Below are 20,182 nucleotides of genomic sequence, written 5' to 3'. Positions count from 1 at the left end.
GGCCCCTTTCAGGGTCGGCATTGTTATTCATTCACGCTAAATAGCGAAATTTTATTGTGGCATGCCTTCATTGGTTGGCATACCGAGCATATAACGAGACAAAAACTGCTCCAGCGTCATTTTGTCGCCATTCATATTAACCTGACCATTAGCATATTGCAGACTGGTAATAATATTATCATCCTGCTGCTGCGTCAGACGGAACATCTGTCCCATTGCCGCTAAACCTTTGACCTGCTGATCGGCCAGTTTCTGCGCCTCATCTGCCTGATATCCTTCTGCCAGCCCAACATGGCGCATGGTTTCGGTAGCCATTGGCATATTAATGTTCAGCTTGGTGTCGAGCGTTTTCAATACACGATTAACCATGGCGCTCAGGCTCTGTGGTTCACCCGTCACGGTTGCCGGATCGTTAAAGTTAGCGGTCAGATTAAAGCTGCTTTCGCCTTTCTCATTCTTCCAACTCAACGGCGCGATGCTGATGGCTGGCGAGCCCTTCAACAGCGTCGGTAGGTTGTTCAGCAGAATGGTGTGAACGCCCGCTTGATAACGGATAGGATCATCCGCCAGGCCTTGTTGGTTAAGCAGATCCTGCATTTGCGCATTGTAATTATCAGAGAAGGTCTTAACTGCCTGCGCGTCAAACTGCGACAGCTTCATTTTCAGCGTGGCTTCGCCAAAATCTTGCTGCTGAAGCTGGATGCTGTCGACGTGATAATCGATATTGCCACCGATTTTTCCAGACTGATTATCAAAGGAGGAAGTGCCTTTCAGTTTTTGCAGTGTTAATGCATCTTGTCCATTAATGCTGGCATTGACCTTTTCAACTTCAATAGCCTGATCGCCGATGCGCACACCTTCCGGGCTAAGATGAGTGTTACCACTGACTTTTAAGCCATTCAGCGTGAACAGCACCGGCTGGCCCATCTCATTTTTGCTGGTTAACGCAACGCTACCGATATCGCTATCCAGTGACACTTTATCGCCCTTGCTGTCAGCGCTGACGTTAAGCACGCCGCCATTCGTTGCAGCACGTTCACCGGTTTGCGCATTTTGATAATCAATAGGCAGGATTTTCAGCGCGGTGTCGGTAGCACCGCTGTAACCGATGCGCGTCTCCGCGTTGATCAGAGACTGATTGTTGGTCAACTCAAACAGCTTTTTCACCGCATCGGTATTAGCCAGTTCGGTATGTACCGACGCCATGCTCGGAATAAGATTGAAGTGTTTTAACTGGGCAAACGGGAAAGGGCCGTGGCTGATGTTTTCATTCAATACGATGCTTTGACCCGGCTTCAGCAAAGCATTGTCTTCCGTTTGCGATGTCGCCTGAATCACCAGTTTGGTCTGACTGCTGAAGACGCCACGCTGATAATCTTGATAGCTAATCTTCAGTCGGCTATTGGGTGCGTAAGCGTTCAACTGGGTGTTGGCGTTTTGCACCAGTTGATCCATGTGCGTTTCGAGCTGCTTGCCAGTGAACCAGGCTGCGCCGGTCCAGATTACGCCCAGTGCTACAATCACACCCACGGCAACGTTGGTCTTTTTCATTGCTGAGTCGTCCTTATCCTTGAGTCCGCCTACGCCGCTGATCGTGTTCGGCGCGTGAAGAAAAAACGCCCGCAGGCGTTATTTAGCTAATAGGTTGAAATAATAGCAGTTAAGCGCCAAAACGTCAGCCGCATCCGTGTAAGTCGTTAAAGACACGCGCTAAACGTCCCGTTCCGGCCACTGTGATCGGTGCCTCATTTGCGGCAACGAAGCAGGATTCACCAGGCTGGAGCACCACTTGCTCTGTGCCTTTAGCGATGATTGCCTGACCTTCAATACAGAACAGCAGGGCAGCGCTCTCCTGGCTCACCGCCTGCGGCACCGCATTCAAGGTATGAATAGCGAAGGCAAAGTCATCAACCGGAATCGGAAAGCGTAATTCACTCTCCTGTTCCTCAGGCTGTGTCAGTAACTGATCGGCAGGTTTCTCGACGAATTTAACGTTCGCCATCAATTCAGGGATATCGATGTATTTTGGCGTTAAACCCGCGCGCAACACGTTATCCGAATTCGCCATCACTTCCAGCGCAACACCTTTCAGGTAGGCGTGAGGCGTTTCGGCAAACAAGAACATCGCTTCGCCGGGTTGCAGCGTAATGACATTGAGCAGTAAAGGAGAAAACAGGCCGGTATCGTCTGGGTAATCGAGCGCAATGGTTTTGATGGTCTGCCAGGGTTCGCCTTCGCGGGCATTAAGGGCAGATTTCAGTACGCCAAGCGCCAGTGATTTAGCTTCGCCTTGCAGCGAAAGCAGCGTGGTGAACAATTTTGCAAGATTCTCTTGATCGGGATGCTGAAGAAAATGCGCAATTTGGGGATGCGCGCCCGCAACGGGCTCCAGCAAAGAAACCATTTCTGAGAAAGCGCGAAAACCGTTCATCGCCTGAAAAGGGGTTAAGGCGTAAACCAGCTCAGGTTTATGGTTGGCATCTTTATAGTTACGTTCGGCGGCATTCAGCGGAATAGACGCAGCATTTTCCCGTGAAAATCCCTCTTCAGCAGCGCTTTTACTGGGATGCACCTGAATAGAAAGGGGCTGATCAGCACACAAAACCTTAAACAGAAAAGGCAGTTCACCAAAGCGCTTAGCCACCTGATTGCCCAGCATGGCGTCTGGATGGGCATCAATTACGTCGCGCAGCGAGCGAACTTTACCGTGGTCGTCTACGGTTGAAGGGCTTTTGGGATGCGCACCCATCCACATTTCCGCCATCGGTAAACCTTTTGGGTTAGCGATGCCATAAAGTTCTGTTAAGGCCGTTTTGCTGCCCCAAGCGTAATTTTGCAGCGAATTGTTCAGTTTTTGCATCATTTACCCTTAATCACGGGAAGTTATTGTGTTTATTAAAGCAGAAAGTGTTAGTGAAAATACATATCAAGTGCAATAAGCGTGGCAGGCTCGCATAATGTTAAATTATTGTATGTAAGAATCTCGGCCGCCCAGATCAATTTATGGGCGTTTAAATCCCAAAAACTGTGCTAAAGGAGACGTATTCATGGCAGCCAATCGCATTGAAAAAGATTCAATGGGGCCCATCGATGTACCGGCAGATAAGTTATGGGGCGCGCAGACTCAGCGCTCGCTGGAACACTTTCGTATTTCAACTGAAAAAATGCCAACCGCGCTGGTGCATGCATTGGCATTGACCAAGCGCGCTGCTGCCAGCGTGAACCGTGATTTGGGCTTGCTCCCGGATGAACGTGCGGAAGCCATCCTTAAAGCTGCAGACGAAGTGCTCGCCGATCAACACAGCGACGAATTTCCGTTGGCTATCTGGCAAACCGGTTCCGGTACCCAGACCAATATGAACATGAATGAAGTGCTGGCGAACCGCGCCAGTGAAATCCTCGGTGGCGAGCGCGGCATGTCGCGTTTAGTGCATCCTAATGATGATGTAAATAAAAGCCAAAGTTCTAATGATGTCTTTCCAACGGCGATGCACGTTGCCGCGGTGATTGCGCTGCGTGAGCAGCTGATCCCGCAAATCTATGTGTTAAAGAAAACCCTGAGTGAAAAGTCTGAAGCCTTCAAAGACATTGTGAAGATTGGTCGAACGCATCTTCAGGACGCTACGCCGCTCACGCTAGGCCAGGAAATCTCCGGCTGGGTGGCGATGCTGGAGCACAACCTTAAACATATCGAGCAGAGCATTCCGCACGTTGCCGAGCTGGCGTTGGGCGGCACCGCGGTAGGCACCGGCTTAAATACGCACCCGGAATATGCGGTTCGCGTGGCTAAAGCATTGGCAGAGTTAACGCAGCAGCCTTTTGTCACCGCACCCAATAAATTTGAAGCGCTGGCAACCTGTGATGCTTTAGTGCATGCGCACGGTGCGTTGAAAGGGCTGGCAGCTTCATTGATGAAAATTGCCAATGATGTGCGCTGGTTATCGTCGGGCCCGCGTTGCGGCATTGGCGAAATTGCTATCCCGGAGAACGAGCCGGGCAGCTCAATCATGCCAGGCAAAGTGAATCCGACGCAGTGTGAAGCGATGACGATGTTGTGCTGCCAGGTGATGGGTAACGACGTGGCCATTAACATGGGCGGCGCATCCGGTAACTTCGAGCTCAACGTCTTCCGCCCGATGGTGATTCATAATTTCCTGCAATCGATTCGCCTGTTGGCCGATGGCATGGACAGCTTTAATCATCACTGTGCGATCGGGATTGAACCCGTACGTGAGCGTATAGAGCAATTACTGAATGAATCGTTGATGCTGGTTACTGCCTTGAATACGCATATCGGTTACGACAAAGCGGCTGAAATTGCTAAGAAGGCCCATAAAGAAGGGCTGACGCTGAAAGGGTCAGCGTTGAAACTCGGTTATCTCACCGAAGAAGAGTTCGATGAATGGGTTCGCCCGGAAGAGATGGTCGGCAGCATGAAGCAGTAAGTGTTTTAATCGGGAAGGCCAGCGTGATGCTGGCCTTTTTTATGTCCGGCTTTATTTGCCTAAACCGGCACATCCACCCAAAGATGCAGGCGGGGAATCAGCAAATAGAGCTGTTCAGCGGCGGGTTTATGGCGGTAAGCGATGTTATCCGCATCATAATTCAGCAGCTCACCCAGCACAGGCACCTGTGTGCGATCGCGGCATAACACCAAAATCGGCGAAGGGCAGGCAAGCTGAGTTTGTTTCTTCTCATCGGCACGCCAAACACGCGCAATAGGCTGTACTTTTACCGGGCGCTTGATTTTCAAGCGAGCGGATGTGGGTAATGCCCGCACGCTTTCCAACTCCTCCTGAACTTTTTGCGCCCACTGTTCGCGCGACCACGGTGCTTGCGAACGTCCAGCCTTGAGGCTTTTATCCAACTTTTCCATGATTTCTTCGCGCGTTACATTCTTGATCACATGTTTGTTCGCCCAGCCAAAACGTAGGCTGTCTGGCGCTTGCAGTAAAGAAACGGTGCGGTAAGCGTTTAATGTAATCAATCCGCGAAAATGGTGGTGGACGAATTCGAAGCGCGCTTCACTTGGTAAACCCGAATCAACGGTGATCAGTTTTTCCAGCAGCGCTTTCAGCTGATTCACCTCATCAACTTGCGCAGTGATCGCCTGCTCCATCGCGTCATCGCATTCAATGCAAATCGCCCCCGGCAGGCGCACCGCTGCTTTGGTACTGAGTTTTTCCGACTGATGCTGCATGAACAGGCGACAATAATGATTCAACGCCATGTCGCGCGCGGCTTCTCCCAGATGTTGCTCAACTTCAATTTGCGTAATGGGATCATGCTCGCGGCCTTTTTCAATTGGCGGCAGGCTAAATACGCGTGCAATCAGCAACGGTTGGGATTCAAGGGTCGCTCTCAGGCGGCCAAGCGCCCGTTCTAAATCATTTACGCACTGGTGTAAATCTGCCACTAAGTCGTAGCGCGCCATATTCGCCTCCTTAATTACAACATCCTTACTGTCGCAGAAGTTAATTTCCCCGCAATAGTGATTCTAGTTACAACATACTTTTAAAGTATTCATTAAAATAGTGCCTGCATTCAGGCTAAACAGAGAAAAGCGGGTAGCTTCGCTTCTGGCACCATTTTTCCTTATCCCAGAACATGTTATAAAAATGCTTTGCCAGCTAACGGATTTCAGTTGTGAACCAAACAAACAAACCAGGCGTGGCCGCCATTATCACGTTGGGTTTAGTGCAGATACTTTCCTGGGGCGGATCGTTCTATTTGATGGCGGTGATGGCGAATTCCATTGTTGCGGAAACCGGTTGGTCGCAACAATGGGTTTACGGCGCATTATCGACCGGCATTTTAGTGTCAGGATTGCTGGCACCGCTGAGCGGACGCATCATTGCCAAAACGGGGGCGCCTGCTGCTGGCCTTAAGTGGGGCAGTCATGGCCGTAGGCTTGGTGATCATGGGCTTGAGCCAATCACTGGCGCTGTTTCTGTTTGCCTGGGTCATTATCGGCATTGGCATGGCAATGGGTTTATACGATGCGCTGTTTGCCACGCTCGGAACACGTTATGGCGGCCAGGCGCGTTCGGCGATCACCGGCATCACGCTGATTTCTGGATTTTGCACCACACTCGTCTGGCCCGGCACCGCGTTGCTTATTCACTGGCTAGCGTGGCGTGGCGCCTGCTTTGCCATCGCCGCTATGCTTCTGCTCTCTGTTCTACCTGCCTACTTTTATGCGTTACCCAATGTCAAACCGGTTCGCAACCTGAAACCGAAATCCGCAACGCAGACTAACAGCGACATCGCACCGTCGCTGTTTTGGCTGCTGTGTGCCATTTTCACGCTTGCGTCGGTGATTATGACGGCGATTTCAGTGCAGCTGATCAGCCTGCTGCAGGCCAGCGGTCATAGCTTGACGTCGGCGTTGGCTATCAGCGCCATTCTGGGCCCGTGTCAGGTGGGATCGCGTATTGTTGATATCGCTTTTAAGCGTGGGCATCCTATCTGGACCACCTTTTTTCGGTGGGATTAGTGGCGATCGGCTTGCTGCTATTAGCCTGCTTTCCCCACATGGCCTTGCTCAGCATGGTGCTTTACGGTGCCGGAAATGGATTACGTGCCATCGTGCGGGGAACTTTACCGCTGGCGATGGTCAAACCGGAAGCCTATGCAATTGTCGTCGGGCGGATGGCGCGCCCGGCGTTGATTGGTCAGGCACTCACACCGCTGGTAGGGGTTATGTGTTCGAAACCCTGGGCGCACCCGCCACGCTAGGGTTGCTTTGCGTCCTGGCAATCATTAACGTGTTATTGGTCATGCTGCTAAAACAAAGGCTTCCCGCACCTACGGCAGCGATAAACTAACGCCAGAACAATTTGGCAGTTAGCAGGCTAAGCACCTTGTGCTATCGTGCTGCGGGCTTTGGTGAATACGTGCCTTGTCGCTGTGGCCTTGCTTCAAAAAAGCAACAGTGTTTGTTATATTTATTGCTCATTCAGTGTTCACTTATGCGGCAATAAAACAATAAGATGCACCGCAACTCAGGATAAAGAAATGCTTGATTACCGCTTCCCGACAGCTTTGCAAATGGTTCTTAGCGTAGCGATGGCGGAGCAAATGGGAAAACGCTCAACCAGCGCAGTTCTGGCTTATGGCCTTGAAGCCAATCCCAGCTTTATACGCAAACTGATGGTTCCTTTAACACGTGACGGTATTATCGTCTCGACGTTAGGCAGAACCGGTTCGATTCATCTGGGGCGTGCTGCTGCAGACATCACGCTACGTGACATCTATGTCTCTGTGATTGAAGACAAGAAAATCTGGGCATCGCGCCCTGATGTCGCACCACGTTGTCTGGTCAGCGCTAACCTTTGCTGGTACTTCAAATCCATCGCAGACGAAGCCGAGCAGGCGTCGCTGGATGTGTTAGCTAAACGTACCGTCGCCGATGCGCTCAATGAGCTAAAGAAACGCGACACCAGCAACTGTACCGCTGTGCCTGAACCCGATGAGGTCGAAGACTTCTGTAAGAAAAGCCGCTGATGCGGCTTTTTTCTGTCCCGGTTTTCGTGCTTTAAGCCTGTTTTAAAAAACGACGCTCAATCTTTTTCCAAAAAAAGGCAATCCGAAGATTGCCTTTTTTAGTCACATCACGCCGGTTGCAACGTTTCTTTCGGTGCCTTACGAGTCACCCATTTACGCAGAGTGACATAGAATACGGGCGTCAGGAACAGACCAAACAGTGTGACGCCGAGCATCCCAGCGAACACGGTAATCCCGGTAACACCGCGTACTTCTGCTCCGGCACCTTCGCCTAATATCAGTGGAATGGTGCCAGCAATAAAGGCAATCGATGTCATCACGATAGGGCGTAAACGCAGACGACACGCCTCCAGCGCAGATTCCACGATCCCTTTGCCCTGGATTTCCAGTTCGCGGGCAAACTCCACAATCAGAATGGCGTTCTTACACGCCAGCCCCATCAACACCACTAATCCGACCTGAACAAATACGTTGTTATCACCGCCGGTTAACCAAACGCCCACCAGCGCCGAAAGCATGGTAATCGGCACAATCAGGATCACCGCCAGTGGTAACGTCCAGCTTTCGTAAAGGGCGGCAAGCACCAAAAACGCCAGCAGAACGGCAACCGGGAACACAATCAATGCGGCGTTGCCTTGAGTGGATTGCTGATAACTCAGATCGGTCCATTCGATATTCATGCCATTTGGTAACAGCTGATCGGACATCGTTTCCAGTTGCGCCATCGCCTGCGCCGAAGAAAGCACCCGCGGATCGGCATCACCAATCAAATCCGCCGCCGGATAGCCGTTATAGCGAATCACCGGATCGGGCCCGTAACTGGTGGTGATATTGACCATGCTACCAATCGGCACCATTTCGCCGCGATCGTTGCGGGTACGCAGGTTGGAAATGTCCTCTACGCTGTCGCGGAAATCGCCATCGGCTTGCGCCATGACTCGCCAGGTGCGGCCAAATCGGTTGAAGTCGTTGACGTAGGATGAACCTAAATAGGTTTGTAGCGTGCTGAATAGCTCCGTCAGCGACACGCCTTGCGCTTTGGCTTTATCGCGGTCCACTTTCACATCCAGCTGCGGTACATTTGCCTGGTAAGATGAGATCGGGAACTGCATGCCTGGCGTCTGCATTACCGCGCCGGAAAGCGTATTAATTGCGGTTTGCAATGCCCCGTAGCCTAAACCCGCGCGATCCTGCACATAGAGCGAATAACCCGATCCTTGCCCCAGACCCAAAATTGGTGGCGGCATAATCGAAAAGCCAAATCCTTGCTGTATCTGGGCAATCTTCGCATTGATCTCTGCGTTGATTTCCGCCGCGCTGTGCTTGCGTTGATCAAAGGGTTTTAAACCAAAGAACACCGTGCCGCTGTTGGGCGTGTTGGTGAACTGCAACGCGTTCAGGCCGGGGAAGGCCACTGCATACGCCACGCCCTCGGTTTGCATACCGATTTCGCTCATTTTACGAATCACGGCATCGGTGCGCGCCAGCGATGAACCCTCTGGCATTTTCACGCCGCCAATCAGGTACAACTTATCCTGGGTGGGAATGAATCCCCCGGCACGCTGTGGAACATCCAGCCCGCGCCCGCCAGCAACAGCACATATACCGCAAAGACCGCGCCGCGACGTCGCAACGTTTTGCCCACCATCGACTCATAACCGTGCGCACTGCGCTGGAAAAATCGGTTAAAGGGACGGAACAGCCAGCCAAACAGGCGATCAATCAGGCGCGTTGGCATATCTTTTGGCGCATGATGATCCTTCAACAGCATGGCCGCCAGTGCGGGTGATAGCGTGAGCGAGTTAATGGCGGAGATCACGGTGGAAATCGCAATGGTAACCGCAAACTGCTTATAGAATTGCCCGGTCACGCCCGACAAAAACGCCATCGGGACAAACACCGCACACAGCACCAAAGCAATAGCGATAATGGGTCCAGAGACTTCACGCATCGCCTGATGCGCTGCCGCTTTGGGCGACAATCCCATCTCAATATTTCGTTCTACGTTCTCTACGACCACAATCGCATCATCAACCACGATGCCTATCGCCAGAACCAGCCCGAACAGACTCAAGGTATTGAGGGAGAAACCCAGCAGGTAAAGCACGCTAAACGTACCGACCACTGAAACCGGCACCGCCAGTAAAGGGATGATCGACGCACGCCAGGTTTGCAGGAACAGAATCACCACCAGCACCACCAGCACCACCGCTTCCAGCAGCGTTTTGACCACCGCTTTGATTGAGTCCCGCACGAATACAGTCGGATCGTAGGGGGCAGCCCATTTCACGTCGTTGGGAAAGCGGGTGGCCAGTTCATCCATTTTGGCACGTACCGCATTTGAGAGGTCAATGGCATTCGCGCCGGGTGCCTGGAAGATACCAATACCGACGGCATCTTTGTTGTTGAGCTGTGAACGCAAGGCATAACTGCCTGAACCCATTTCGATGCGCGCCACGTCACGCAGTCTCACCAGCGAACCCTCATCTGAGGTTTTCAGAATGATGTCGCCAAATTGCTGTTCGCTTTCCAGTCGGCCTTGCGTGTTGATCGACAACAGAAAATCGCTTTGTTTTTTCAATGGTTCCGCGCCAAGCTGACCGGCAGAAACCTGCACGTTCTGTTCCTGCATCGCGGTAATCACGTCCGATGCGGTTAAGCCGCGTGCGGCCACTTTGTTGGGATCAAGCCAGACGCGCATCGCATATTCGCCTGCACCAAAAATCTGGATCTGGCCTACGCCCGGCAGACGCGCCAGCTCATCTTTCACTTTTAAGGTTGCGTAGTTGCGCAAATAGAGCGAATCGTAGGTGCTGTTCGGCGAGAACATGTGCACCACCAACGTCAACGTCGGCGACTGCTTCTGTGTCGTGATACCCAGGCGGCGTACATCTTCCGGTAAGCGCGCTTCAGCCTGCGCCACACGGTTCTGCACCTGAACCTGCGCCTGATCGGGATCGGTGCCCGGGCGGAAGGTCACGGTTGTGACCAGCACGCCATCGGAGCCGGCAACCGATTTCATGTACATCATGTTCTCAACGCCATTAATTGCTTCCTCAGGCGGCGTGGCCACTGAATCGGCAATCACTTTGGGGTTGGCGCCGGGATATTCAGCACGAACCTGCACGCTTGGCGGCACCACATCGGGATATTCGCTGATCGGTAACAGCGGAATTGAAATAGCGCCGGTCACGAAAATCAGAATCGACAGCACGGCGGCAAAAATCGGCCGATCAATAAAAACGGGAAAAGTCCATAACGGCCTCGAATTAGTGAGCGGCTGTCGCACGCATGGCGACTTGCTGTGCAGTCACCGCCATGCCAGGCATAAACACTTTTTGCAGACCATCAACGATCACCCGATCGCCCGATTGCAGTCCCGTCTTAACAATACGTAAGCCGTCAACCATCGCGCCGGCTTGAATATCACGACGTTGCGCTTTGCCCTGACCATCAACGACGTAAACGTACTTGCGATCTTGATCGGTTAATACCGCTTTATCGTCAATCAAAAGGGCATCAAACTGCGCGCTGCCGGGTAAACGGACGCGCGCATAAAGGCCTGGCGTGAGCTGGCGCTGGGGGTTGTCGAGCAGGGCGCGCATACGAATGGTGCCGGTGCTGGCGGTTAATTGATTGTCGAGGAAATCGATCTTGCCCTGATGCGGATAACCTTGCTCGTCCACCAATCCGATCTCAACCGGCAGCGCGTTACGCTGTTGGCCCTGGCGCGTCATCGCTTGATAATGCAGGAAGGTCGCTTCATCGACTTCGAAATAGACGTACATTTTCTCTTGCGAAACTAATGTGGTGAGCACGCTGGCGCTGTCGCCTGCGCTGACTAAATTGCCGGAGGTGATCATCGCGCGGCTGGCGCGGCCATCAATCGGCGCGGTCACGCGCGTGAAGTCGAGATTCAGCTGCGCCATATCCACTGCGGCTTCAGCCGCTAACACATCAGCCTGCGCCTGGCTGGAGGCCGAACGACGCTGTTCCCACGCTTCGCGAGAAATCGCCTGCGTTCCGATCAGTTTCTCCGTACGCGCAGATTCGCTGCGTGCCAAACTGGCCTGACTGCGCGAGCGTGCCAGTTCCGCTTTTGCCTGCTCCAGCGCGGCGCGATAACTGCGATCGTCGATCGTGAAAAGTACCTGGCCTTTTTTCACTTCATCGCCTTCGCGGTAATTCACTTCATTGATATAACCAGAGACGCGCGGACGCAGCTGCACGCTCTGCACCGCTTCAACGCGCCCCGTGAAGCTATCCCATTGGCTAACCGGTTTGATCAGCACGTCTGCTGCACTGACTTGTGGCGGTGGTGGCGGGGCGTTTTGCGCCACACCGTTATCGCAGCCGCTCAATTGGCTGATGAGCAGCACCATCCCCAGAAGGGTAGAACCCTGACGAACCCACTTCGTTTGTCTGTTCATTATTGTTATTCCGCCTAAAAGGAAAAAACGGCCCGCAGGCCAATATTTGCAACTTTGACGATTGCAATTAATTACGAGGAGTGTAGGCTTGTGCAACTCGCAACTGCAAGAATATCTGATACACTTTATGTGCGGTTTGGTAGGCGCCCTGTTGAGGCGTGAATCGCGTTAGAAAAACCCTATAAGCTGTGCGGCATTTAATGTACTAATAAAACTTGCATTAACTGGCATAGTCAGTCACCCTTTAAGTGTAACTGCAATTGATACTGATACCATTCGTCAACGCGACGGGAGAACATAGAATGATGAGCGATGCCTTTATTCACGATCTAATCGACTGGATTGATAACAACATTGAAGCACGTCTGGATTTAGACACGGTTTCTGAGCGCGCAGGTTATTCCAAGTGGCACCTGCAACGTATGTTTAAAGAGCACACCGGTTATCCGCTGGGCGAATATATCCGGGTGAAAAAACTCAAGAAGTCGGCAGATCGCCTGACCAGCACCAACGAACCGATTCTCAACGTCGCAATTTCTTTAGGTTTCGATTCGCAGCAGTCATTTAATCGCAGTTTTAAACGTCAATACGGTGTTGCACCGGGAGCATGGCGACGTGATAGCGCGCATTCGCACGCTGCCTAAGCCGCTGGGGCCAGCTTGTCTGGCCCGCGCTGTTTCTGGCCGTTAAAACTGTTATGATCCGCATCCTGCTGTCACGGATGCCATTATGTCGAAAAAACTCTGGATTGGACTTTTCTTTGTCCTTGCCGCCTGCTGGGTTGGCCTCAAACCTTATTTACCCTCTTCTTCTGCACCTGCTGCCAGTGATATCACTGCGCTCACTGATGTGCGCACCGTTGCCCGTTATATCCTGCAAAACCAGCAATTACCTGACTATTATCTGACCAAAAGTGAAGCGCGACGTCGCGGCTGGAATCCCAGCAAAGGCGATCTGTGCAATGTTTTGCCGGGGAAAGCGATTGGTGGCGACCGATTCTCGAACCGTGAAAAGCGCCTGCCGCAACGGCAGAACCGCCAGTGGTATGAAGCGGATGTGAATTATCGCTGTGGGCACCGCGAAGCGGATCGCCTGGTCTACTCTTCAGATGGGTTAGTTTATCTCTCAACCGATCACTATCGCAGCTTCAAACAGGTGCCATAATCATGCTGATTCTGAGCTTTGATTTTCGTCAGTTGGCGGATCGTGATGCGTTTTATGATCAGCTGGCGCAGCAAAGCCATTGCCCGTTTCCGTTTGGCAATAATCTGGATGCGTTGTGGGATTGGTTGACGGGCGGATGGCGTTGCCAGCAGAGATTCATTTACGCCATGTCGATAAGCGTCATCACCATGATACGTTCGCGCCGGTGTTGGCGCTGCTGGAAGAGGCGGCGCAGTCGCTGGAAGGCGAGCTGCGCCTGATCGTCAATTAAGCGCGCAGCGGTTTCAGCAATGCAATCAACGCGTCACGTGCGGCAACGGGTAAATCACCGCCGCCGGTATAACCGTTGTTCTCAATGATCACCGTATTGAGTCCCACTAACCAATCATAAATGTAGTAAGCGGTATGATTGGCGGGCGCGACCGAAAGACGGGTTAAACGCTGTCCGGCACCGAAGCTCACGCTGGGCGCAGGCGGGCGAGAGAAGATCGATTGCCCCCGATTCACGCGACTCGCTGGACGCTCCGATTCGGGTCGCTGCAAAAACCGAGCCAGGCTACAAAATCCCCTAACACTGTCATTGCGCGCGTCACTTGACGATCGGCACGCGACTCATGCGTCACGGTATGCGCATCGGATTCATGCAGCGCCTGCTGCAATTTCTGCGTCATCTCAGCGCGGAAACTCGCGGTGATCAACTCTTCTACCAGCCATTCCATGGTGGCTTTATCGATATTCAGTAACGCCAGCAGGCTGCGATTTTCCGGCAGTTGACGTAAATGATCGAGCCATAAACTGAACACCTGATGCGGAAACTGCTGGGTATTTTGGCTGGCTTTGCTCTGCTGCACGGGGGCCTGCTCGACTTCTGCATTGCTGAACAGATCAAACTCAAAGCCAATACCAAACTGATTTTCAGCCGCATTGAGCGGCGTCAGGCTGGTGGCGTTAGGCGCAGCAGATTGATTAAGCCACAATTGACGCAACGCTTCACGCGGCGGCTGCAAGCGCTCCAGCAATTCACCGTGCAAACCGGTGCGGTGCTGCAAACATTTCAACAAAATATCGGCGATATTCTGTTTACGCGCTGCCTGTTCTGGGCTGGCTTCTGCCTCGGTCCAGGGTTGTAAACGACGCTCAACCACGGTGTGTTGAATCTGCGCCAGCTGCGTCACCAGCAACTCACGGCGCGCTTCCGGCTGCATTTCTTCTTGCAACCAGGCCGCCATGCGATCAACACCTGCGCGATCCAGCGCCAGCATCGATCCCCAGCGTTGTCCCGGCTGACCAATCTGTCGCTGAACCGCTTCATCTACATTCATCTGTTGATGGCGCGCGTCATAAGGCGTGATGGCCCAAATCAGACGCGGCTTTTCGCCACTTTCATTCACCGGCTGATGACGCTGCCATTCGCGTAGCGCCTTGCTGGCGATATCCGCATCCTGACGCTGGCTGGCCGCAGTGCAGACCAGTAACAGATCAATACTCTGACGCGTGGCGTAAAAGCCGGGCAGCAGGGCGCGTTTCTGTTCCAGCAGGCGCGCCCGCAGCGGATCTTGCTGCTGTAAACGCTGAAGCTCTTCCGCCGAAGCGCGGTCAGCCGGCACGCCTGGCGCAGGCAACTCCAGCATATCGGCATCGTCGTAGAGCGCGGTACGCGGCGTAGAACTCAGCGGAATCAGCACTTCCAGCGTCAGCAGCGCCAGTTGACCCAGCGGTACGCTTTGCGGTTTGCCGATGCGATTGCCATTTAATGGGCAAACATCAATGAGTCGTTGCTGATCCTGCTCGCTGGCCGGGACGATCAACTGTTCGGCTGGCAATGAAGCCTCGTCCGTCAGCAGGCTCAGCGGGGCCAGCACGCGACTGCTGTTGCGCAGTTGATGACGCAAATGCAGCAGGCCGCGTAGCCACTCATTCAGTTGCGGTTCAGCCGGCCACAGCAAAGAAAAGAGCTGTACGCGGTCATCCACGCTGAGCCACGGCGCCAGTTCTACCGCCTGCGGCCAGAAATGACGATCCAGCAAGGCATCATAAAAATGATGGCGGCGACACCATGACCACAATGTCACTAGCGCATCACTTTCCAGCCCAGCCAGCGGCGTGGTCAGGCGATGCCGCTGCAGGCGCTGCATCACGCTGTCAATCTGCGCAATATTAGGTTGCGTTACGCCGCCACCGCAGGCAATCGCCAGACGTAAAATTTCCGCTTCGCTCAGCAGCGTTAATTCCACTGGCCATTCACCCGACAGCGGTTCGCGCTGGTGGCTGAAACGCGTGGCGGTCGCATAATCAAGGTTATCGGGATTGATGTGTTGAAAGTAGTTCAGCGATTTGTCGCTCAGACGCGTCACCAATTGGCCTTGGGCATCGGCGACCATCTCGCTCAACAGCCAGGCTTTACCCGCCTGAGATTGACCAAACAGCGCCAGCGTTACTGGACGCGCAACCTGTTGGGCCAATGCATGGGTTTGCACGCGCGCCTGTCGCAGCTGTAGCGTCAGCGTTTCCGCTTCCAGCGCCAGACGCGGCGACTGCGCACGGGTAGTATCAATCCAGTCAAGGCTGGCATTCAGGGCGTCCTGCAACAGGCTAAGACGTTTTGCCAGCGTCTGCGGCTGGCGCGTTTTTAAAGATTTCATCGTTTACACACGCTCCCGCTGTCGATCCAGTATTGCGCATTAGCGTTGCCGGTCGCTGAAAGCGTATTCAGTTTGAGGCTCAACTGATCGAGCGGCACCCGCGTGCCGTCGTCAAGACGCGCATCGCTCAGCACCAGATTTTCCGGGCCTTGCGCATCCGGGCCAGGCTTAACCGCTAACTTCACGCGCAATACGCTTTCACCAGCGACTTTACGCGCCAGCGCGGCATCATTCAGCGTCAGGCTATACAGCGGCGAAGCAGGCCAGCGATCGTTATCCAGCTGACGGAAGCCAAGGCAGACGTTACCGCGAATGCGGAAGCTGCTTTACGGTCCAGCGCGAAACTACTGTCATCGAGATCGATCTCGCTATAGCAAAGATTCTCATCGGTCAGCGCCTGGTTTTCATCCAGCATGCCCAGATAACGAATGGTGGAGTAAGGTTCGAAATCGCCCGCGCGGAACCAGAAGCTGCTAAGACGCAGATCCAGCGCCAGCAAGCAGAGCATGGCACCCACGGCGGCGGTGGATTTTGGGTTATCGATGCGGCCCAGTTTGTTAAACGGATACCAGTCGCTGGTGTGATAGCCTTCCAGCGACAAAATACGGCTGCCCGGCAGCGGCTGTAAGTGGCGTACCAGCGCCTGAATACCCGGGAAACGCGACGGCCGACCGGTTAGCAGCAACACATCGCATTGGTACAGCGACACCACTTCACACATTGAACGCAGCGCAGGAATAATCGCCATGCGGTGTTGCATAAACTCGGCGTGCAGCTGCGCCATGCTCACCACCAGCGGCACATCAAGCAGGTCAAAGCGGCTGTTGCCACCCAGTTCACGCTGAATTTCACCGTTCACAAACGAGAGAACGGCATCGCTCGGACGCTGTTCAACCAGCTCGCCAAACAGCGCATTAATCTCAGCGTGACTTTCCAGCGGATCCCAGTTTTCGTAACGCTCTAACACGGCCTGCGCCAGAGGAATAAACAGTTGCAGCGTGGCCTGTTGGCGCAGCGTAGCTTGCCCATCCATGCGGCTGTCATGACCAAACAGCTTGTTGATCAGCGGCTCAGCCAGCGTCAGTCCCGCTTTTTGCAGGCCATTTTGCAGGGCAGGCAGGATCCACAGCTGAATCACATCCAGCAGAATATCGTCGCCCGCCACTTTAAATCCTTCGCGGAACAGCAGACGCGGCGTGATCTTAACGTTGTTGCCCTGACCATCATCAAGGCGATATTGGGTAATGGCTAAATCGGTGGTGCCGCCGCCAATATCGATGGAGGCGATGCGCAGGCTTTTGCCGGGCAGCTCATCGGTTTCACGCGGGCGATCGGGACGCGCCATGCTGCTGAAGAAATCTTCGGCGCGACCAGCAAAATTGACCTGAGTTTCATTAAACAGCCACACCATCTGGCCGCAGGTGGCTTCATCCCACTCCATCTGCACGTCGGGTACCGGCTTGCGGCTTTGTGCCTGGCTTTCTGGCGTAAAGTCAGCATCAGCGTCGTGCCAGCCTTCCGCTTTCCACACCAGCGCAATCGCTTCCTGCATACGACGACGGAAAATTTCACGCTCCGGTTTTGGCATCGCCGAAGGCAGCGTCAGAATCACATGACGTAACTGGCGCGGGGCGTGGCTTTGTGGCATGCGTTGACGCTGTGCGGCGCTGTTCATTTGCATCATGGCTTGCGCTAACAGTTCGCACAGCATAAAGGTCATCAGCGAACTGCGGCTGTAATGGGCAGAGAACACTGGCAAGCGATCGTCAATCGGCAGCGCATGCAGCGGCTGGCCTTCATCATTAACCAGCGTAGTGAAAGGGGCGGCGCAGGCCAGCGGTTCCACTTGCAACCCTTGCTGGTTGAAACGCCAGCCTGGCTGATAGCGTGCTTCATCCCACAAATAGCGGCGTGGACTGGATAAACCGGTGCTGCCTTCCAGCCCGGCGCGTTGCAGCGCAAGACGGCTCGCTTCGCGACCGACACGGGTGAGTGACGGCCACATAAACGCAGATTCGCGCCCGCTTTCCAGCGAGAAACTGGCCTTGCCGAAACGCGCTTCGGCGAACTCCAGGCGGCTGTCGAACAGCTCGTTATAAACCTGATGCGGTTGAGACAGATCGCGCAGTTGCAGTTCGTAGGTTTGTTTTAAACCGTTAGTTTCTTCGGGATGATCTTCAACCAGAATGCCGCAGGTATGCGAATTCCCGACATCAAGAATGATATCGACGTTCACAGCGGGCGTTTGCAGTGAAGCGGCCTGAATATGGATATCGCTGAGAGTGAGTTGCTCACCGAGCAGCTCCAGCAAATTCAGGTAGTGCGCCTGATATTCAAATTCGCGCAGCGCCTGATTGATCGCTTGTTCACGACGATCCTGCACGCGATCGGTAAAGGCTTCACGCAGCCAACCGTCAACCCAAGTGTTGTCAAGAAACTCACCCAGCTCGTAATTGTGCCAGGCCAGCGCAAAGGTCACGCCGTTTTGTGCGTCTGCGGGAGAGAGGCCCAACTGCTCGCCACCCTCGTCATTGGCGACGCAGCGGGTGTCAAAAGCCAGGCTAACGCGATGGGTATTGCCTGCAGCATCCGGTTTATCCAGCGCGACCAGACGCATGCGCGCCCAGTTTTCGGGTCCACCAATAAAACGGCGTCCACTGGCGCAGCGCAACATCGGCAGCGGCAACCAGCAGGCGGCGAGCAGCGACAGCGAATCAGCCAGCGCAATGTCAGATTCAGGACGCACCACTTCCGGTGCGCCGCCATCTTCAGGATAAAGCAAGAATTTACCGCCATTCCCGTCAACGTTCAGGCGCAGCAGCGGGCCATTAGCGGTCTGGCGCACAAACTGGCGGCGCGCCTGGGGGCTGAAAACTGCAAGCCGAAGTCGAGAAACTGCACGCCGCTGTCTTCAATCAGCGTAATTTTTTGTTTGTCATCGATCAGGGGAGCCAACATGTTTATTTACTCTCACGCTTAATCGTCATTGGGAATACGTTGTCATTGCCATATTGCGCTTCGCAAACTGCCGCGCCAATGTTGGCATGGCACACCAAAAGCGGCATGCGGTAGCGGGAGTTATCGCTGCATTTTGCGGTATAACGACTTTCAATCACCAGATTACCGGCGCTGGTCATGGCGGCGCTGACGTCAGCTTTGCAGCGGGTGTTGCCTTGCGCAATCTGCACACTGCCTTTGCCGTTGTTGAACTGAAAGCGCATCTCGGGCTGCTTACCGGTCGGCGTTTTGATCTGCTCAATACTGACGCGCCAGCGACCATCAATCACGCGCACCAAACCATCACGTACTGCATCGGGTGTCACCACCAGATCGTCCGGTTTTGCTGGCACCGCAGGCGTCACCACACTGGAAAGGGTAGCAGACGGCGCAGCGCTTTCGGCGGCAACCGATGCAACCACGCTTGCTGGGGTTTGCGGCAGCGTATTCGCTAATTTTTCGGCAGAAACCAGTACCGCAGGCGGTTTACTCACGCTTGCTGTGACGGGCTGGGCTGGCGCGGCGGGTTTACGCTCAGCCGTCGCTGGCGTATCAGGCTGTGAAGTGTGCAGCACCACTGCCATGGCTACCGCAGCGGCAATCGCGACAGGCGGCAACAAATACCAGACACGGAAACCGGCACGGCGTGCTGCTGGTGCTGGCTCAGGTGCCATAACTGGCTCAGGTTCAACCGACTCGACAACCGGTTCTGGCGCAATATTTTCAACAATGGGTTCGATAACCGGTGCGACAACTGGCTCGGGCTGCGGGTCGATCACTAATTTCGGTAAGGTCACTTCCAGACTTTCACGCAAACAGGCCAGCGCGTCATCGCGACTGCGTTCCTGAGCATCAACGAAGCCCCAAAAGGTGATAACCGGTTTGCCATCCACCAGATAAACGTATTGCTGATCGGGAAACTGCAAGGTCTTGCTCAACAGCGCGCCAAACAGGCGCATGGCAGGATTTTCCGCTGCGCGCGCGCGTAAACTGAGATCGTTCATATCCTGCTGATAAGCAGTAAGCTGCTGCAGCGCCTGGCGGCGTTCGTGATCGCTGGCACCTAGCCAGGATTTTACCTTGCCGGAAAAGGGCGCATACCAGTCGAGGCGATCGCCGCGCTCGTTGGCTTGGGGAATAGCAAGGCAGTTTGCCAGCGCGCTTTGACGGCGCAGGCGCAGGGTTTCACGAATTTGCAGTGCAGAGGCGTAGACCGGCTGGCCGTTTTCACCTAAGGCCAGCACCGCATCAAGATTACCGCTGCGCAGAAAAGTTTTTGCCACCTGTTGGGCCCTTATCGGTCGTTGTCTGAGGCAGAAAATCGCGAGTTATCGGCGATTACGGTAATTTTACGCGGGGCAATGGCAAATCAAACGGCAGATAAAGGGGATAAATGCGTGGTTTTTTCACGCGCTGCCGGAAAAAGCAGCAGCACGCAGGACG

General features: G+C 54.0%; 9 protein-coding genes and 5 pseudogenes. 6 read left to right on the top strand and 8 right to left on the bottom strand.

What is annotated here, in order from left to right; all coding sequences use genetic code 11:
- Positions 1-51: 51 nt before the first annotated feature.
- Positions 52-1,551: a YdgA family protein gene (locus tag KQP84_RS13205; protein WP_215846879.1), complete on the bottom strand. Its 1,500-nt coding sequence runs from the start codon at positions 1,549-1,551 to the stop codon at positions 52-54.
- Between the two features lie 124 nt (positions 1,552-1,675).
- Positions 1,676-2,860: a mannose-6-phosphate isomerase gene (gene manA, locus KQP84_RS13200; protein WP_215848282.1), complete on the bottom strand. Its 1,185-nt coding sequence runs from the start codon at positions 2,858-2,860 to the stop codon at positions 1,676-1,678.
- Between the two features lie 187 nt (positions 2,861-3,047).
- Here manA and fumC point away from each other — a divergent pair, with 187 nt between their 5' ends.
- A complete protein-coding gene (fumC, locus tag KQP84_RS13195) occupies positions 3,048-4,445 on the top strand; it encodes a class II fumarate hydratase (protein ID WP_215846878.1) in 1,398 nt (465 codons plus the stop codon).
- Between the two features lie 59 nt (positions 4,446-4,504).
- Here fumC and tus read toward each other — a convergent pair whose 3' ends face one another.
- On the bottom strand, positions 4,505-5,434 hold the full coding sequence (gene tus / locus KQP84_RS13190; protein ID WP_215846877.1) for a DNA replication terminus site-binding protein: 930 nt from the start codon (positions 5,432-5,434) through the stop codon (positions 4,505-4,507).
- A gap of 212 nt (positions 5,435-5,646) precedes the next feature.
- Between tus and KQP84_RS13185 the strand changes: the two are divergent.
- Positions 5,647-6,827, top strand: a pseudogene (locus tag KQP84_RS13185) (MFS transporter).
- A 190-nt stretch (positions 6,828-7,017) separates the two neighbouring features.
- The gene (locus tag KQP84_RS13180) at positions 7,018-7,506 is read left to right on the top strand and encodes an RrF2 family transcriptional regulator (protein ID WP_215846876.1); all 489 of its coding nucleotides are present in this window, start codon (positions 7,018-7,020) and stop codon (positions 7,504-7,506) included.
- Positions 7,507-7,613: 107 nt separating this feature from the next.
- Here the strand turns inward: KQP84_RS13180 and oqxB are convergent.
- Positions 7,614-10,763: pseudogene (oqxB, locus tag KQP84_RS13175) on the bottom strand (multidrug efflux RND transporter permease subunit OqxB).
- Between the two features lie 12 nt (positions 10,764-10,775).
- Entirely contained in the window at positions 10,776-11,936 is a 1,161-nt protein-coding gene (locus tag KQP84_RS13170; protein WP_215846875.1) for an efflux RND transporter periplasmic adaptor subunit, read from the bottom strand.
- 302 nt (positions 11,937-12,238) lie between these two features.
- Here KQP84_RS13170 and KQP84_RS13165 point away from each other — a divergent pair, with 302 nt between their 5' ends.
- The 3 genes and pseudogenes from KQP84_RS13165 (at position 12,239) to KQP84_RS13155 (ending at position 13,371) form a co-directional block, all read left to right on the top strand.
- Positions 12,239-12,580 carry a helix-turn-helix domain-containing protein gene (locus KQP84_RS13165; protein ID WP_215846874.1) on the top strand — a complete coding sequence of 114 codons (342 nt, stop codon included), beginning with the start codon at positions 12,239-12,241 and terminating at the stop codon, positions 12,578-12,580.
- Between the two features lie 85 nt (positions 12,581-12,665).
- Positions 12,666-13,100: a ribonuclease domain-containing protein gene (locus tag KQP84_RS13160; RefSeq protein WP_215846873.1), complete on the top strand. Its 435-nt coding sequence runs from the start codon at positions 12,666-12,668 to the stop codon at positions 13,098-13,100.
- Between the two features lie 2 nt (positions 13,101-13,102).
- Positions 13,103-13,371: pseudogene (locus KQP84_RS13155) on the top strand (barstar family protein).
- On the opposite strand, the pseudogene KQP84_RS13150 reads toward KQP84_RS13155, so the two are convergent.
- The 3 genes and pseudogenes from KQP84_RS13150 to KQP84_RS13140 all read right to left on the bottom strand — a co-directional run bounded on the left by KQP84_RS13150 (position 13,368) and on the right by KQP84_RS13140 (position 20,022).
- Positions 13,368-15,742 (bottom strand): annotated as a pseudogene (locus tag KQP84_RS13150) (virulence factor SrfC family protein). The pseudogenes KQP84_RS13155 and KQP84_RS13150 sit on opposite strands and share 4 nt — an antisense overlap.
- Positions 15,739-18,700, bottom strand: a pseudogene (locus KQP84_RS13145) (virulence factor SrfB). Before KQP84_RS13145 ends, KQP84_RS13150 begins: the two co-directional pseudogenes overlap by 4 nt.
- Positions 18,701-18,702: 2 nt before the next feature.
- Positions 18,703-20,022 (bottom strand): SrfA family protein, encoded by a 1,320-nt coding sequence (locus KQP84_RS13140; protein ID WP_215846872.1) that lies wholly within the window; start codon positions 20,020-20,022, stop codon positions 18,703-18,705.
- Between the last annotated feature and the right edge of the window lie 160 nt (positions 20,023-20,182).

This window comes from Candidatus Pantoea bituminis (assembly GCF_018842675.1).
Classification (GTDB): Bacteria; Pseudomonadota; Gammaproteobacteria; order Enterobacterales; family Enterobacteriaceae; genus Pantoea; species Pantoea phytostimulans.
The sequence above is the reverse complement of the archived record's forward strand: the minus strand, read 5'-3'. Positions and strand labels throughout refer to the sequence as shown.

Bases quoted from the DNA above. Each gene is read 5' to 3' on its own strand.
- tus (WP_215846877.1), bottom strand. From the start codon at position 5,434: ATGGCGCGCTACGACTTAGTGGCAGATTTACACCAGTGCGTAAATGAT.
- KQP84_RS13160 (WP_215846873.1), top strand. From the start codon at position 12,666: ATGTCGAAAAAACTCTGGATTGGACTTTTCTTTGTCCTTGCCGCCTGC.
- manA (WP_215848282.1), bottom strand. From the start codon at position 2,860: ATGCAAAAACTGAACAATTCGCTGCAAAATTACGCTTGGGGCAGCAAA.
- KQP84_RS13165 (WP_215846874.1), top strand. From the start codon at position 12,239: ATGATGAGCGATGCCTTTATTCACGATCTAATCGACTGGATTGATAAC.
- fumC (WP_215846878.1), top strand. From the start codon at position 3,048: ATGGCAGCCAATCGCATTGAAAAAGATTCAATGGGGCCCATCGATGTA.
- KQP84_RS13170 (WP_215846875.1), bottom strand. From the start codon at position 11,936: ATGAACAGACAAACGAAGTGGGTTCGTCAGGGTTCTACCCTTCTGGGG.
- KQP84_RS13205 (WP_215846879.1), bottom strand. From the start codon at position 1,551: ATGAAAAAGACCAACGTTGCCGTGGGTGTGATTGTAGCACTGGGCGTA.
- KQP84_RS13180 (WP_215846876.1), top strand. From the start codon at position 7,018: ATGCTTGATTACCGCTTCCCGACAGCTTTGCAAATGGTTCTTAGCGTA.